This window comes from Actinoplanes sp. NPDC026670 (assembly GCF_040638175.1).
Taxonomy (GTDB): Bacteria; Actinomycetota; Actinomycetes; order Mycobacteriales; family Micromonosporaceae; genus Actinoplanes.
Map to the genome: position 1 here is coordinate 1 of NZ_JBEZXU010000058.1, position 14,337 is coordinate 14,337.

14 protein-coding genes are annotated in these 14,337 nt (G+C 71.1%); 6 read left to right on the top strand and 8 right to left on the bottom strand.

Annotated features, from left to right (window positions below):
* Positions 1 to 125 precede the first annotated feature (125 nt).
* Positions 126 to 1,082, bottom strand: coding sequence for a pectate lyase (locus AB0E94_RS39050; protein WP_360336966.1), 957 nt, complete (start codon positions 1,080 to 1,082; stop codon positions 126 to 128).
* Positions 1,083 to 1,499: 417 nt separating this feature from the next.
* Between AB0E94_RS39050 and AB0E94_RS39055 the strand changes: the two genes are divergently transcribed.
* Complete coding sequence (locus tag AB0E94_RS39055) at positions 1,500 to 2,390, top strand: flagellar M-ring protein FliF C-terminal domain-containing protein (RefSeq protein ID WP_360336968.1); 891 nt, start codon at positions 1,500 to 1,502, stop codon at positions 2,388 to 2,390.
* A 30-nt stretch (positions 2,391 to 2,420) separates the two neighbouring features.
* The gene (locus tag AB0E94_RS39060; RefSeq protein ID WP_360336970.1) at positions 2,421 to 2,849 is read left to right on the top strand and encodes a PPOX class F420-dependent oxidoreductase; all 429 of its coding nucleotides are present in this window, start codon (positions 2,421 to 2,423) and stop codon (positions 2,847 to 2,849) included.
* Here AB0E94_RS39060 and AB0E94_RS39065 read toward each other — a convergent pair.
* The gene (locus AB0E94_RS39065; RefSeq protein WP_360336972.1) at positions 2,830 to 3,927 is read right to left on the bottom strand and encodes a hypothetical protein; all 1,098 of its coding nucleotides are present in this window, start codon (positions 3,925 to 3,927) and stop codon (positions 2,830 to 2,832) included. The two genes, AB0E94_RS39060 and AB0E94_RS39065, sit on opposite strands and share 20 nt — an antisense overlap.
* Positions 3,928 to 4,093: 166 nt before the next feature.
* Here AB0E94_RS39065 and AB0E94_RS39070 point away from each other — a divergent pair, with 166 nt between their 5' ends.
* Entirely contained in the window at positions 4,094 to 5,893 is a 1,800-nt protein-coding gene (locus AB0E94_RS39070) for an ABC transporter ATP-binding protein (protein ID WP_360337087.1), read from the top strand.
* 7 nt (positions 5,894 to 5,900) lie between these two features.
* Here the strand turns inward: AB0E94_RS39070 and AB0E94_RS39075 are convergent, their stop codons facing one another.
* Positions 5,901 to 6,791 carry an SDR family oxidoreductase gene (locus tag AB0E94_RS39075; protein ID WP_360336974.1) on the bottom strand — a complete coding sequence of 297 codons (891 nt, stop codon included), beginning with the start codon at positions 6,789 to 6,791 and terminating at the stop codon, positions 5,901 to 5,903.
* 90 nt (positions 6,792 to 6,881) lie between these two features.
* Here AB0E94_RS39075 and AB0E94_RS39080 point away from each other — a divergent pair, with 90 nt between their 5' ends.
* Positions 6,882 to 7,442, top strand: a complete 561-nt coding sequence (locus AB0E94_RS39080; RefSeq protein ID WP_360336976.1) for a helix-turn-helix domain-containing protein — start codon at positions 6,882 to 6,884, stop codon at positions 7,440 to 7,442.
* On the opposite strand, the gene AB0E94_RS39085 is transcribed toward AB0E94_RS39080, so the two are convergent.
* The 4 genes from AB0E94_RS39085 to AB0E94_RS39100 form a co-directional block, all read right to left on the bottom strand.
* Positions 7,436 to 7,621, bottom strand: a complete 186-nt coding sequence (locus AB0E94_RS39085) for a hypothetical protein (protein ID WP_360336978.1) — start codon at positions 7,619 to 7,621, stop codon at positions 7,436 to 7,438. The genes AB0E94_RS39080 and AB0E94_RS39085 overlap by 7 nt on opposite strands.
* Before the next feature lie 62 nt (positions 7,622 to 7,683).
* Entirely contained in the window at positions 7,684 to 9,102 is a 1,419-nt protein-coding gene (locus tag AB0E94_RS39090) for a GGDEF domain-containing protein (protein WP_360336980.1), read from the bottom strand.
* Between the two features lie 58 nt (positions 9,103 to 9,160).
* Entirely contained in the window at positions 9,161 to 9,658 is a 498-nt protein-coding gene (locus tag AB0E94_RS39095; protein ID WP_360336982.1) for an SRPBCC family protein, read from the bottom strand.
* Positions 9,655 to 10,014, bottom strand: coding sequence for a metalloregulator ArsR/SmtB family transcription factor (locus AB0E94_RS39100; protein ID WP_360336984.1), 360 nt, complete (start codon positions 10,012 to 10,014; stop codon positions 9,655 to 9,657). Before AB0E94_RS39100 ends, AB0E94_RS39095 begins: the two co-directional genes overlap by 4 nt.
* A gap of 91 nt (positions 10,015 to 10,105) precedes the next feature.
* On the opposite strand from AB0E94_RS39100, the gene AB0E94_RS39105 reads away from it, so the two are divergent.
* Complete coding sequence (locus AB0E94_RS39105) at positions 10,106 to 11,041, top strand: phosphatase PAP2 family protein (RefSeq protein ID WP_360336986.1); 936 nt, start codon at positions 10,106 to 10,108, stop codon at positions 11,039 to 11,041.
* A 1,280-nt stretch (positions 11,042 to 12,321) separates the two neighbouring features.
* Here AB0E94_RS39105 and AB0E94_RS39110 read toward each other — a convergent pair.
* Positions 12,322 to 13,755: an MFS transporter gene (locus tag AB0E94_RS39110; RefSeq protein ID WP_360336988.1), complete on the bottom strand. Its 1,434-nt coding sequence runs from the start codon at positions 13,753 to 13,755 to the stop codon at positions 12,322 to 12,324.
* A gap of 111 nt (positions 13,756 to 13,866) precedes the next feature.
* On the opposite strand from AB0E94_RS39110, the gene AB0E94_RS39115 reads away from it, so the two are divergent.
* Positions 13,867 to 14,328, top strand: coding sequence for a MarR family winged helix-turn-helix transcriptional regulator (locus AB0E94_RS39115; RefSeq protein ID WP_360336990.1), 462 nt, complete (start codon positions 13,867 to 13,869; stop codon positions 14,326 to 14,328).
* The last annotated feature ends 9 nt before the right edge of the window (positions 14,329 to 14,337 follow it).

Genomic DNA, 14,337 nt, shown 5'->3' on the forward strand with positions numbered 1-14,337 from the left:
CCTGGCCCGGCCTCCAACCCCCGCCGCCCCCGCCCGCCCCGCGGCGGGGGGCGTGCCACGCGACGCTGGCCCGGCGTCACGCGGTGCCCCCCGCCCCCCCCCCCCGCCGGGTGGGGCAGAGGGGGTCAGATCTTTCCGGTGCCGGCGCCGGCCGTGACGGTGGCCTTCACCGAGCTGTTGGCCTCCGGGGTGTACGAGTAGGGGATCGCCGCGACGCTGGCGCCGTTGCGGACCTGCTCCGTACCCGAGTTGACCTTGTAGTTGTTGAGGACCTTCAGGTTGCCGGAGTCCGAGTCGCCGGTCTGGGTGACCGTCGGGGTGGCGACGTTCTCGAAGTAGTTGCGCTCGACGTAGACGCCGGCGTTCTCGGTCGAGGCGACGCCGTACGACCCGATGTTGCTGTAGTAGTTGTTCAGCACGTGCACCGGGTTCGCGAACCGGACCCGCGGGTGACGCTGCCCGGTGCCCTCGAACCAGTTGTGCACGTAGGTCACCCGCAGGTGGCCGGTGTCCTCGGACGCGTTGTCGTCGCTGTGGCCCAGCAGCATCGACTTGTCGTGGTTGTGCAGCCGGTTCCACGACACGGTGATGAAGTCCGAGCCGCGCTTGATGTCGATCAGGCCGTCGTAGCCGCTGGCCAGGTCGTTGTGGTCGATCCACACGTTGGTGGTGGAAGACTGGACGTTGATCGAGTCGTCACTGGCGTTGCGGAACACCATGTTGCGGATGATCACGTTGCGTACGCCGGACAGGTTGAGCCCGCCGCCGGTGATGCCGGAGCCGGAGCCGACGCCGATGACCGTCTTGTTCGAGGCGACGCTGTACATGCCGGAGATCGTGATCAGGCCGGAGACCCGGACGGTCTGTGACGTGCTGGAGCTCAGCGCCGACTTGAGGGCCGACGCGGTGGTCACGGTGACCACGGTGGACGACGAGCCGCCACTGGTTCCGCCGTTCATGCTGGCGAACCCGACCGGACTGGACTCGGCGGCCCACACCGGCGCCTGGGTGGCGACGGCGAGTCCGCCGGCGGCGAGGACGCCGGCGGACAGGGCGGAGAGGACGGTTCTCCGTGTGGACATGGGGGATCCTCCGTTGGGGGACGGATGCCGCCCGGGGTGGCGGCAATGGGGGTGGACGGCGCCGACCCTCGCCCTGGGGAATGGCGACCGGCGCGCGGCCAGATCGGTGGGTCTGGCCGTACGCTGCGGGTAAGCGCTTTCCTCGGGTGACGGTAAGCGCTGCAATCGAGCTCTGTCAATGAGTGTTGGGAACGTTCCCGGTCCCGAATTTCGCCGGGCTGTTTCCTGCGCCCACCTGCGCGGTTGATCGTCCGGACGGCGTATCCGCATCGTCCGTGCTGAATGCCCGGGTGCCGCCGCCGACCGCTTCCGGTCAAGATCGATCGGCAGGGCGCCGTCGGGGAACGGTTCAGTTCCGCCCGCGCCGGCCGATGAAGTCCCCACCAAGAGCCGGTCTGGCCGGAGAGAGGAGCCGTCGTGACATTCGGTCATTCCCGGGCCGCGTTCGGAATCCTCGCGTCCGCGGCTCTGGCGGTCGTTCTGGCGGGCGCGCCGGCACCGGCGGCTCCCCGGTCCGTGACCGGAAACGACACGGCCACCGCGGCTTTCCAGGACCGTCTCGACACCTCGCTGCAGGGGATGCTGGACACGCTTGTCGGCCCCGGCCGGGCCGTCGTGACCACCACCGCCGAACTGGACTTCAGCCGGGTCGAGTCGGTCAGCACCACCTACACCCGGGATCCGTCCGTCGGCGCCAAGTCGGAACGCCTCACCAACCGCATCTACACCAGCGGCGGCACCCGCTACGAGAGCAGCAGCACGGAACGCGCCAACGCGCTGAACTCGGTGCGGGAGTCCCGCCGCAACGCCCCCGGGACCGTCAAGAAGCTGAACATCGCCGTGCTGATCGACACCGCCGCCAGCCAGAACATCGATCTGGCGCAACTGCGGAACCTGGTGAGCACGGCGGCCGGCGCCGACCCTGGCCGCGGCGACATGGTCGCGGTGTCCGCCCTGCCGTTCCAGCCGGCCGAAGCGCCGGCCGCCATCGCCGACGGCGCGACGCCGCCCAGCCGCTACGCGTTGCCGATCGCCGGACTGAGTGGGCTGCTCCTGCTGATCCTGGCACTGGCGATCCGGCGGCGCCGCAGTCACCGCGCTCAGATGTCGTTGGCGAACGACCGCCTGCGGCAGGCGCGCGCCCAGTTGGAACGCCGGCCCCCGATCGCAGCCGAGGCCGTCGCCACCCCAGCCACGGAATCACGGCCGGACGCCCTCAACCGGCAGCACACCATCCAGCAGTTGACCAGCGCAGACCCGGACCGGGCCGCAGCAGTGCTCCGCGGCTGGACCGCCGGCCGTCGCTGAGCGGCGGAACGCGGACGGCAGAATGGCATCATGGCGAAAGCGATGACGACGGCCGAGGTCCGCGATTTTCTCTCGGCCGGCACCCGGACCGGAAAACTTGCGACGGTACGGGCGGACGGCTCCCCGCACGTCGTGCCGATCTGGTTCGTGCTCGACGGCGACGACCTGGTCTTCAACACCGGCGCGGACAGTGTGAAGGGCCGTGCCCTGGCCCGCGACGGCCGGGCCGTCCTGTGTGTCGACGAGGAGGCCGCGCCGTACGCCTATGTGACGGTCCGCGGCCCGGTGGCCATCACCACGGACCTGGACGACATGCGGATCTGGGCGACCCGGATCGCCGAGCGTTACATGGGCCCGGACCTGGCCGTCAGCTACGGCGCCCGCAACGCCGTCAAGGGTGAGCTGCTGGTGCGCCTGCGCCTGGAGAAGGTGAGCGGCTTCACCGGCGTGGCCGACTGAGAAGACCGGCTGCCGACCGCAGGGTGGGCGCCTCCGGGGCGTCCGGCCCGCTGAGGGTGCGGCGGCCCATCCGCTCCCAGAACCGGTCCGGGCAGCGGCCGCGCACGCTGCGGAAACCGGTGTACGGCACGGCGGTGATCTGCAACGACAGCCAGGCGTCGGCGGTGAGCACCCGATGCCATTCGGCCAGGGGCAGCCGCATGTGCTCGCGCGGGCCGTCCACCGGGTCGACCGGCAGCACGTACGCGCAATGCCGCTTGAGCTCCCACACCACGACCGGCCGGTCCTCCCGGTCGACCGTGGCGTTCCACACCTGGCCGGGCTGGGGTGGCCAGGTGGCGAGACCGGGTGGCCGCGGCCACGACGGCGGGCCGTGCCGCAGCCAGCGGATCAGGCGCCACAGCCCGGCCAGCAGCGCTGACACGCCTACTGCGGCGACCGCCCCGACCAGCAGCGTGGTGGCCGGGCCGCGCAGGTCGTACTGGCGCTGCCACCAGGCGCCGGCGCCCGCGACGACCAGCAGGAACGCCGCGTCACGGATCAGCAGCAGCGGCCAGTAGCCGGTGTCGGCCACCCGCCAGCAGGCCAGATATCCGGCGGTCACGATCAGCGACACGATCCAGATCCGGGCGGCCTGTTCGGTGGCCGGCACAGTTCGGCTGACCACCGTCAGCTCCACGCCCGCGACCAGGAACGACAGCAGCGCCGCCCGGCCCACGAGCCAGCCGTGCCAGCGTTTCCACCAGGGCGGGCTGACCCGGCGGGCCATCGCGTAGGCGGCGAACGGCGTGGCCACGGCCGGCGCCCACTGCCACGGCTGCGCTCCGGCCAGCAGCGGCACGATCGGCAGTGGCATCACCAGCGAACCGGCCAGCACCGCGAACGGCGCGCCGAATCCGGCCCACGGGTACCGCCGTCCGGCCCGGTTGGCGGGACCGGGCGTGACCAGCGCCACCAGCAGCACCGATCCCAGCACCGCGCTCAGCAGCAGCATGTGACTCCTCGCGATCAGCTGACCGTCGATGTTGCGAGCGTCGATCCGTTGCCTGTCGCACAGCAGGTCCGCCGGGTTGACCAACCCCCGGATCGGGGGACCCGGCCGGATGGGCGGCAGCCGGGCCCGCCCGCCGTCCGGTACCGGTAGAGGGGTGACCCGGATTCCCGCCCCGCGTACCGACGCCGTCCTGCCCGAACTACGCCCCAGCTGGTGGGAGACCGGCGTCCGGGCCCGTGCCGAATCCGGCATGCTGGGCCTGTTCACCGAGCTCCCGGGCCTGATCGCGAAGGCGGTCCGGGTGGCCTGGCGGGCCGATCCGGTCCGCACGCTGCTGGTCACGGTCTCCACGGCGGGCGCCGGCGCGATGGCGGCCTTCGGCCTGATCGCGACCCAGCGCGTCCTCATCGAACTGTTCGCCGGTGGTCCGACACCCGATCGGGTACGGGCCGCGATGCCGGCGCTTATCTGGCTGGCTGCCGCGGCGGCGGTCCGCGGTGGGCTGGGCATGCTCACCGGGTACGCGCTGAACGGCCTCACCCCGCGGGTGCACCTGCTGGTGGAACGTGAGTTGTTCGAGCACACCACGGCGGTGGACCTGAAGGCCTTCGACGACGACACGTTCGCTGAGGGGATGGAACGCGCCACCCGGGGCACCGAGGCGGCGATCGAACTCGTGCAGAACACCATGAACCTGTTCGCCGGCCTGGTCAGCCTGCTCGCCGTCACGGTCGCGGTGGTCACCGTGCATCCGATGCTGCTGCTGGCGCTGCTGGTGGCCACGGTGCCGACCGGATATGCGGCGCTGCGGGCGGGTCATGTCCGCTTCCAGAGCTATCTGGCCAGCTCGACCCGGCGGCGCCGGCAGTGGGTGCTCCAGCGGCTGATGGCGGAACGGGATGCGGCTGCGGAGCTTCGCACGTACGGCCTCAGGGGCTTTCTTCTCGGTCTCTACGACCGGGTGATGGGTGCGCAGATCGCGGCGGAACTGCGGGTCGCGCAGCGGGTCACCACCACGACCAGCATCGGCGCGGCGATCGGCGGCATCGCCCTGACCGGGGTGTACGTGCTGCTCGGCGCCCTGCTGCTGAACGGCCGGATCCCGCTCGCGGCCGCCGCGACGTGTGTGATCGCGGTGCAGGCGGCCCAGCGGTCGCTGGCGCAGGTGACGTTCCAGATCGACCGGGTGTACGCCAGCGGGCAGTTCTTCAACGAGTACGTCAGGTTCCTCGGTGCGGCGGCCGGGCACCTGCCGGCGGCCCGGATCGCGCCGTCACCAGAGGAGCTGCGGGTCCTGGAGGTCGACGGCGTGTCGCTGTCCTATCCGGACCGGGACCGGCCGGCGCTCGACGGGGTCACGCTCAGTATCCGGGCGGGGGAGACGATCGCGCTGGTCGGGGAGAACGGTTCGGGCAAGTCGACCCTCGCCGCCATCGTCGCCGGGCTGCGTGCTCCGAGCTCCGGGGTCGTTTCGTGGAACGGGCGGCCGTACGCCGAGTGGGACAGCGCGGGGCTGCTCGCGCACATCGCGGTCGCGCTTCAGGATCACAATCGGTGGCCGTTCAGTGCGGCGACCAACATTGCGATGGGTGACGTCGACGCGCCGGCCGATCCGGTGCGGATCGAGGCGGCCGCGTTGCGGGCCGCGGCCCATCAGATGATCGAAGACCTTCCCCATGGGTACGACACACTGCTCGACCGGACATTCAAAGACGGTCAAGACCTGTCGGGTGGGCAGTGGCAGCGGATCACCGCGGCTCGTGCCTTCCTCCGTGACGCGCCCCTGCTGATCATGGACGAGCCGTCGTCGGCGCTGGATCCGCGGGCCGAGGAGGCGCTGTTCCGGGCGTTGCGTGACCGCCAGGGCAAGCGCACCACGATCCTGATCACGCATCGGCTGGCCAACATCACCCACGCCGATCAGATCTTCGTGCTGGATCGTGGTGCGCTCGTGGAGGCCGGCACCCATCACGCCCTGATGGCGGCCGCCGGCCTCTACGCCCAGTTGTTCACCATGCAGGCAGCCGGCTACCAGGCCACCCACCCCTGACCGCGGGTCAGGCGTAGGCGCCGGCGGCCAGGTCCTCGAGCAGGGTGGGGCCGGCCGGGTGCCAGTCGAACGTCGAGCGGGTCACCGCGCTGGACGCGGACATGTCCAGGGCGAAGAACCGGCCGATGAACCCGAAGTGGTCGACCGCCTCGTCCGCGGCGATCGGCTTGACCGGCAGGTCCAGGTGGCGGCCGATGGCCTCGGCGATATCCCGGGCGGTCACCGCCTCCTCGGCCACCACGTGCAGGCGGGCGCCGGCCGGGGCCTTCTCCAGACCGAGCCGGACCAGCCGGGCCGCGTCGACGACGTGCACCGCCGACCACGCCGACGCGCCGTCGCCGACGTAGCCGGAGACGCCTGTCCGGCGGGCGGCCGCGACCAGCAGGGCGATGAAACCGTGGTCGCCGGTGCCGTGCACGGTGGGGGAGAAGCGCGCTGCGATGGCACGGACGCCGCGGTCCACGTACTCGAAAGCTCGATTCTCGGCGCCGCCCCGGGGTGCGTCCGGTCCGCTGAACGGTGAGGGATCATTTTCGGTCGACGGGCGGCCGAGCGCCAGCGAGGCGAGGCCGGAGGCGAAGACGAACGGCCGGTCCGATCCGGTGAGCGCCTCGGCGAGGGTCTCGACGGCGGCGCGCTCGGCCCGGTTGGACTCCGCCGGATTCGCCCAGTCGTGTTTGTTGGCGAGGTGGACGACCGCGTCGGCGTCCTCGGCGCCGCGGCGCAGCGCGGCCAGGTCGTCGAGGTCGCCGCGCAACGTCTGCGCGCCCTTGGCCTGCAGCGACGCCTCGCCGGAGTCGGTGCGGGCGAGGCCGAGGACCTGGTGGCCGGCGGCGAGCAACTCGTCGACGGTGTGCGAGCCGATCCAGCCGGTGGCTCCGGTGACGAACACGCGCATGGCGTGCCTCCTCAGAAAAGCAGGTGATGTCAGTGACTGACATGACGCTACACCGTGATGTCAGCTTCTGACATCACTATGATGGGCATCATGGGGAGATGGCAGGGCGGCGCCTCCGAGCGCCTCAGGGATGCGGCACTCGGCCTTTTCCTCACCCAGGGTTATGACGGGACGACAGTCGCCGAGATCGCGGCGGCCGCCGGACTCACCGAACGGACCTTCTTCCGCCACTTCGCCGACAAGCGTGAAGTGCTCTTCGTCGACCAGGACGAGTTCGAGCGGGTGTTCCTCAGCGCCCTGCCGGACGACACCGGCGAGCCGATGGCGATGATCGTCGGCGTCCTCGACGGCGCGGCCACGCTCTTCCCCGAGGAGCGCCGCCCCTGGTCCCGCGCCCGCCGGTCGGTGATCGCGGCGAACGTCGCTCTTCAGGAGCGCGAGCTGCTCAAGATGTCCTCGCTGGCGGTCGCGCTGACCCGCGCGCTGACCGCCCGCGGTGTCGACGCGGCGAGCGCCGCCCTGGCCGCCGAAGCAGGCGTGACCGTGTTCCGCACATCGTTCGCCCTGTGGGTGGCCGAGGGCGAGCGGCGAACCTTCAAGGAGATCCAGAACGCGGTGCTCGCCCGCCTGCAGGCCCTGCTCGTTCAGTGACTCGTGGCCGCGCGCCGCAACGCCGTCGCGCCGAGGACGTCGTCGTGCCGGGCTATCTCCGCACCGTCGCGGTAGACGGTCACACCGCCGATCCAGGCACAGTAGGTGACCTCCTCGTACCGGCTGATGCGATCGTCGTGGTGGCGGATCTCCAGCAGGTCCGCCCGTGTTGCGGCCATCCGACACTCCCTTCGAGGGTTCAGCTTCCAGAGGTCGCCGGGCACCCGGCTGATACGCACTGTCAGTGATCGGACGGCGACCCGGCCACCACCCAGCGGCCGCGGCCCTGCTTCTTCGCCTCGTACATGGCCAGGTCGGCGGTGCGCAGCACGTCACGGTCCGGTGCGTCCTCGGCGATGCCGACGCTCGCGCCGATGTCCAGCACCGTGCCGCGGAACTCGATCGGCCGGGCCACGTCGCCCAGCACACGTTCGGCCAGGTGGATGGCCTCGGCCTGCGGCAGGTCGGGGCAGAGCAGCACGAACTCGTCGCCGCCGAGACGGACGACCAGATCGGTGGTACGGACGGCCGCCGACAACCGGGTCGCCACGGTCGACAGCACCAGATCGCCCGCCTCGTGCCCGTAGGTGTCGTTGACCTCCTTGAACCCGTCCAGGTCCAGGTAGAGGACGGCGACCGGGCCGGGGCGCTCCAGCCGGTCGGTGAGCACGCTGCGGTTGGCGAGCCCGGTCAACGGGTCGTGCCGGGCCTGATGGGCGAGCTGCGCCTGGGCCCGCTCCTGCTCGCGGACCGCGATGGTGAACCTGGCCAGCACGAACGCCGTGCTCAGCGCCGTGGCGACCAGCGCGATCACCGCGTTGTGGTCGACACCCGACTTGACCACGCTCAGCGTCGGCGCGGTCAGGAACGCCAGCCCGAGGAAAAGCACCCGGGACGGATGCAGCACGTTCACCCGGCGGCCGGGGCTGGTCAGCTCGGCCCGCGCCGGGTGCAGCGACGCCGCGATGATCAGCGCATTGCCCAGCATGATCAGCGGGCCGATCCGCGCGACGATGCCGTAGTCGAGGAACAACGGCAGCACGTTGTAGGCGACGTCGATCGCCAGGTACAACCCGACCGCGCCGAGCAGCAGCCGGGTCGGCGTGCCCCGGCCGCCCGGTGACAGCGCGATGAACAGCACACCGGCGAGCAGCGCCACGTCGGCGATCGGATACAGCGGTGGCACGACCGACTCGGCCACGGTCAGCCCGGCGCCGAGCATCGGCGAGATCAGGAACTGCCAGCTCGCCAGCCCGGCGGCCACGGTCAGGGTGAGGCCGTCGAGCACCGCCCCGCGCAGGTGACCGGGCGCCCGGCGGCGGGCCATCATGATCAGGCCCACCGCCAGCAGCAGGTACCCGGACAGCCAGAACACGTCGGCCGGCCCCACCGGCGGGGCGCCCGCCGAGGACAGGTAGCTGTAGGCGAGCTCGATCGAGTCGCCGAGCAGCCACAGCGTCTGCGCGGTGGCGGCCAGCATCCACGGGCGGCGGTCCGGGCCGGCCTCGATGCGGGCGACGGCCATCCACGCCATCACACACATCGTCACGAAGGTGATGAGATACAGCACGTTGCCGAAAGTCGTGTTGTACGTCAGCACCAGGCCGGTGACGGCGGAGGTCGCCCCGCCGAGAAACACCCAGATCCTGCCGGTCGTCATGTGCACACAGTCGGCAGACCGGCGCGGGATCTGTGGACGACGATCAGTGAGCCCGGCCTCAGTCGCCCGTCGTGGCCGCCCGCTGCGCCTCGAAGTGCTCCCGCTGGGCCGGGAAGTACTCGCTGAAGTCCGGCAGCGGCCGGCCCTCCCGGGAGGCGACCAGCGTGTCCAGGTAATACTCCCAGCCCGGGCCGACCTCGCCGACGTTCTCAGTGCCGGTCAGGTGCTGGGTGAACCGCAGCTCGGTCACCCCGTCGGCCTCGGTCAGCTCCAGCTCCAGATGCCACGCTCCGTAGTCGTCGACGGCCGACAGGCCCAGCCTGCGTGGTGCCTCGCACGCGTCGATGGTCATGTCCATCCAGGGCGCGCCCTCCTCCAGCGCCATCTGCACCTGGATCGAGTTGCCCGGCGCGGCGTCACCCTTCCACGGGCCGAACCAGCGGGCGGTGCGCTCGGATTCGGTCACGCTAGCCCATACGTCGTCGATCGGGGCACGGAAGGTACGGGTCAGGACCAGGTCGTCACCGAACAGGCGTCCGGTCGGGGTCGGGCTCACGCGATCTCCTTGTCGGTATTTTCGGGCGCGGTGGTGCGCCGCTCCCGGCGGGTGCGGTGGACCTCGGTCTCCAGCGCGTCGAACCGCTGCTGCCAGCCGGACGGCCGGGTCAGCCGGCCCAGCCAGCCGGCCAGATCGTCGAGCGGCCCGGTGACCAGCGTGTACACGCGTCGGCGGCCGTCGGCGGCGTCGCGCACCACCCCGGCGTCGCGGAGCACCCGCAGGTGCCGGCTGACCGCGGGCCGGCTGATCGCGAACCGGGCGGCGATCTGCCCGGCCGACAGCGGCTCGTCACGCAGCATGAGCAGGATCTCCCGCCGCACCGGATCTGCGATCGCGCCCGCCACCTCGTCCACCCGGGAAGCGTAACCTATTGGTTACGCTTCCCGCGACGCTATCGTGTGGCATGCCTGTCGCCCGGCTCGTCCCCACATCGGAACCGGCCTGATGTCGCGGCGGCGCACGATCGCCGAGGTGGCCGGGCTGCTGGCCTGGTTCGTGGCGTTCACCTGGCTGCACAGCCTCGTCGGGCGTGACCACGTGACGGCGACCGCGAACGCGTCGACCCTTCAGTCGATCGAGCGGACCCTGCACCTCGACATCGTGCTGCCGGTCAACCAGTGGCTGGCCGGGCATGTCGGGTTCGCCCATGCGGCGGCCTGGTTCTACCGCGCCTACTACCTGGTGGTGGCGGGCGTGCTGGTCTGGCTCTTCCGGCGCGACGTCGCCGTCTACCGCCGGGTCCGCCGGACCATGATCGTGATGATGGTGCTGGTGCTGCCGGTCTACTGGGCGGTGCCGATGTCGCCGCCCCGGTTCGCGCTGCCCGGGACGGTCGACATCGTCGCGCTCTACGGCATCTTCGGCCACGCCTCCCGCGCGGGCGGCTGGACGGCGATGCCGAGCATGCACGTGGGCTGGTCACTGTGGTGCGCGTTCGCAGTGTGGACCGCGCTCCGGATCACCCGCCCACGTCTGGCCCGGCTGGCGTGGATCTTCCCGGCGCTCATGGTGACCGTCGTGATCGCCACCGCGAACCACTACGTCCTCGACATCGTCGGAAGCATCCTGCTGGTATCGGCCGCGGCCGGCCTCACCGCGCTGCTGCCACCGCCCGGCTCGTCTCGCCCGCCGGCGGCCGGTCGACCTGGCTCCTTTCGCCCGTCTGCGGTCGGTCGGCCCGGTTCGTCTCGCCCGTCTGAGGCCGATCGGCCCAGCTCATTTCACCCGCCGGCGGCCGGTCGACCTGGCTCGTCTCGTCCGCCGGCGGCCGGTCGACCTGGCTCGTCTCGTCCGCCGGCGGACGGTCGGCCCGGCTCGTCGAGTCCGCCGGTCAGGCGGCCTGGCTCGAATGGGACGAATCTCGGCTCTCCGCCGGGGTAGCCGGCGCCGAACGAGGCCGGATCACGTGGCCATCGCCCGTGATCGAGGCGGTGTTCCAGCACATGCAACGCAGCGAGGTTCTCGCTGGCCCGGAACGTGCAGTGGCCGGTCCCGTCCACATACAGGCTGCGCAGCAGGTCACCGTGGCGCCTCGTGTGCTCGGTGTACCAGTCGACCTGCTCGACCGGCACCAGCTCGTCGACCAGGGTGTGGATCGTCAGGAGCGGTACCCGCAACGGGCCGTTCGGCATCGACGACCGGCCCAGGTCGGCGACCGCCCACGGGTCGGCGGTGATGTCGGCGGTCGCGGTCAGCCGGTTCAGGTCGGCCCGCAGGTCCAGGCCGGCCTCCCGGTACAGCGCCCGCACCTGCCCCGCCCGGCTGCTGCCGGCCAGCAGCGCACGGTAGTCGACGCCACGGTTCCAGGCGCTGTTGCCGCCCGCGGACAGCTCGATCTGCTGCCGCCCGGTCACATACCGGTTCAGGGCGCCACCGGCCACCAGCTGCTGGAACTGCCGCTCCTGCTGGGCGGCAGGCGTGCCGGCTCCGCCGGACACGTTGAACAACGCGGCCGCCAGCGCGATCCGGGCCCGTCCGGGCGGCGTCGCCTGGGCGTCGGTCACAGCGGCGATGACGTCGGTCGCGGCCTGAGCGGCCTGTTCCGGTGAGTCATAACGGACAAGAGGGATGGTACGGCCAGAGGCTAGCAATTCAGTGACCGCGTGCAGGCCGTCCAGTTGGTAGTTGTTCAGGTTGAGGCCGCCCGCGACGATGCCGCAGGTCGTGAGCACCCCGTCGATCTCGCCGCGCGGCCGGTGGCCCTGCCTGGTGCTGACCAGGCCACCCATCGACCGCCCGATCGCGATCGTGCGCCGTGGCTCGGCGCCCAGCACGCCGGTGAACGCGTCGAGGGCCGCGAACTGGTCGTCCTCCGCGGTCTCCAGGGCCCACATGGTCGGCCCCGAGTAGGAGGAGCCGAGGGTGGCGTACCCCTCGGAAAGAAGGATCTGCCGGGTTTGATCGTCGGGCGCGTCCTGCGGGCGCAGCGGGCCGAAGCCGTGGGCGAAGAGCAGGACCGTGCCGTTCCAGTCGTCGGGGATGTGGCCGAGCCAGTTCGCGCCGCCGGCGAGGGTGCCGCGGTATTCGCCGGGTGGTGCGGCGGATGCGGCGGACGGTGGGCCGGCCAGCGTGGCGACGGTCACGATCAGTGTCAGGAGCAGGCGTTTCATCGCGTTCTCCCTACTGGTGGGGATCGGTCTGGTGGGGGTCGGTCTGATGGGTCAGTGGGTGACGGTGGTCAGGTCGTGGCGGCGGCCTTCGCGGATCAGCAGGACGGCGATCGCGCTGACGGTGGCCGCGGCGATCAGGTAGGTGGCGACCGGGGTGATCCGGGTGCCGCCGGTGCCGGCATACAGCGAGGCGAGGATGGCCGGGGTGAAGCCGCCGCCGATCAGGGTGGCCAACTGGTATCCGAGAGAGGCGCCGGTGTAGCGGGCGCCGGTGCCGAACTGCTCGGAGATGAAAGCGCCCAGTGGCCCGTACATCAGCGATTGCAGGCCGAGACCCAGCGCGAAGCCGGTGAAGACCAGCAACCCGTTGCCGGAGCCCCAGAGCCCGAACAGCGGGAAGGCCAGCAGGCCCCAGCCGACCGCCCCGGTGAGCAGGACCGGGCGGCGGCCGAAGCGGTCGGAGAGCCAGCCGGCGCCGATCACCGCGAAGATCGCCAGGAACGAGGCGACCGAGAAGCCGAGCAGCACCGTCGGGCGGCTGGTGCCGTGCGAGACGGCGTAGGTCTGCGCGAACGTGGCCATGCCGACCTGGAACGCGAACGCCGCGCCCGCGCCGAACGTGGTCAGGATCAGCGCCCGTGGGCGGCGCAGCACCGACAGCAGGGGCAGGCCCGTTGGCTTGCGGGTGGCGCCGGTCTCGACGCCTGCGTTCGCCCGGGTTTCGTTGTCAGCCATTGCCCGGGTTTCGTTGTCTGCGTTCGCCCGGACTTCGATGTCAGCCATCGCCCGGGTTTCGATGTCAGCCTTCGCGCGGGCTTCGATTTCGGCCATCGCCTGGAGGAAGACCGGGCTCTCGGTGACGGAGCTGCGCACCCACAGGCCGATGACCAGCAGGATCGCCGATATCAGGAACGGAATCCGCCAGCCCCAGGACAGGAACTGGTCCGGTGGCAGCAGTGCGAACAGGCCCATCATCAGGCTGCCGAGCACCGCGCCGCTGGGCGCGCCGGCGTTCACGAACGACGCTGCCAGGCCGCGCCGGGCGCCGCCGGAATGCTCCAGGGCCATCAGGGCCGCGCCGCCCCACTCGCCGCCGACCGCGATGCCCTGCACCACGCGCAGCGTGATCAGCAGGACCGCGGACCAGCCGCCGATCACCGCGGCGCTGGGGATCAGGCCGATCAGGAACGACGCGACGCCCATCAGGAACATCGTGACCACAAGCATGCGCTTGCGGCCGATCCGGTCACCGAAGTGGCCGAACAGGACACCGCCGACCGGCCGGGCCAGGTAGCCGGCGGCGAACGTGCCGAACGAGAACAGCACCGAGGTCAGCGGATCCAGGCCGGAGAAGAAGACGGCCGGGAAGACCAGGGCGGCTGCGGTGCCGTAGAGGAGGAAGTCGTAGAACTCGATGGTGCTTCCGAGGTAGCTGGAGAAGACGACCCGGCGTACCTCACTGGTTTGTTTCGTTGCGAGAACCATATTGGCCTGCCTCGATGGGAGGGATCTCGGGCCATCGTGGACCCAGATAGTTGAGAAAGTCAATGATTGGTCTCCTCAACTTCTCTGCGTGATTCGGCTAGGCTCCGAACCATGACCGACCCCCTTCATCGACTGCTCGGTTCGGACCTCGCCGCCGACCCGGCGTTCCTGCTGGCCCGGGCGCGGGCGGTGACCAGCGGGGCGGCCAACGCGCGGCTCGCGGGGTTTCAGCTGAAGGTCCGGTCGCTGTCCGTGCTGTGGCTCGCCAGCCAGGGATTCGGGCCCTCGCAGCGGGAGCTCAGCGAATTCCTCGGGCTCGACCCCAGCCAGGTGGTCGCGCTCGTCGACGACCTCCAAGGGCGTGGCCTCGTCGAGCGCCGGCCCGACGAACGTGACCGCCGCTCCCGCATCATCGTGGCCACCGAAGCCGGGCTGGACCTGCTCGAACAGGCGCTCGTCGAGACACGCGCCGCGGGGGACGCCACCTTCGCCGGGCTCACCGACGACGAACGCAAGACCCTCACCGGACTTCTCACGAAAGTGGCGTTCGGCGGGCGCGCGGCCGGGGACTGACGCCGGTAA

Bases quoted from the DNA above. Each gene is read 5' to 3' on its own strand.
- AB0E94_RS39050 (WP_360336966.1), bottom strand. From the start codon at position 1,082: ATGTCCACACGGAGAACCGTCCTCTCCGCCCTGTCCGCCGGCGTCCTC.
- AB0E94_RS39060 (WP_360336970.1), top strand. From the start codon at position 2,421: ATGGCGAAAGCGATGACGACGGCCGAGGTCCGCGATTTTCTCTCGGCC.
- AB0E94_RS39070 (WP_360337087.1), top strand. From the start codon at position 4,094: ATGCTGGGCCTGTTCACCGAGCTCCCGGGCCTGATCGCGAAGGCGGTC.
- AB0E94_RS39075 (WP_360336974.1), bottom strand. From the start codon at position 6,791: ATGCGCGTGTTCGTCACCGGAGCCACCGGCTGGATCGGCTCGCACACC.
- AB0E94_RS39080 (WP_360336976.1), top strand. From the start codon at position 6,882: ATGGGGAGATGGCAGGGCGGCGCCTCCGAGCGCCTCAGGGATGCGGCA.
- AB0E94_RS39085 (WP_360336978.1), bottom strand. From the start codon at position 7,621: ATGGCCGCAACACGGGCGGACCTGCTGGAGATCCGCCACCACGACGAT.
- AB0E94_RS39090 (WP_360336980.1), bottom strand. From the start codon at position 9,102: ATGACGACCGGCAGGATCTGGGTGTTTCTCGGCGGGGCGACCTCCGCC.
- AB0E94_RS39105 (WP_360336986.1), top strand. From the start codon at position 10,106: ATGTCGCGGCGGCGCACGATCGCCGAGGTGGCCGGGCTGCTGGCCTGG.
- AB0E94_RS39110 (WP_360336988.1), bottom strand. From the start codon at position 13,755: ATGGTTCTCGCAACGAAACAAACCAGTGAGGTACGCCGGGTCGTCTTC.
- AB0E94_RS39115 (WP_360336990.1), top strand. From the start codon at position 13,867: ATGACCGACCCCCTTCATCGACTGCTCGGTTCGGACCTCGCCGCCGAC.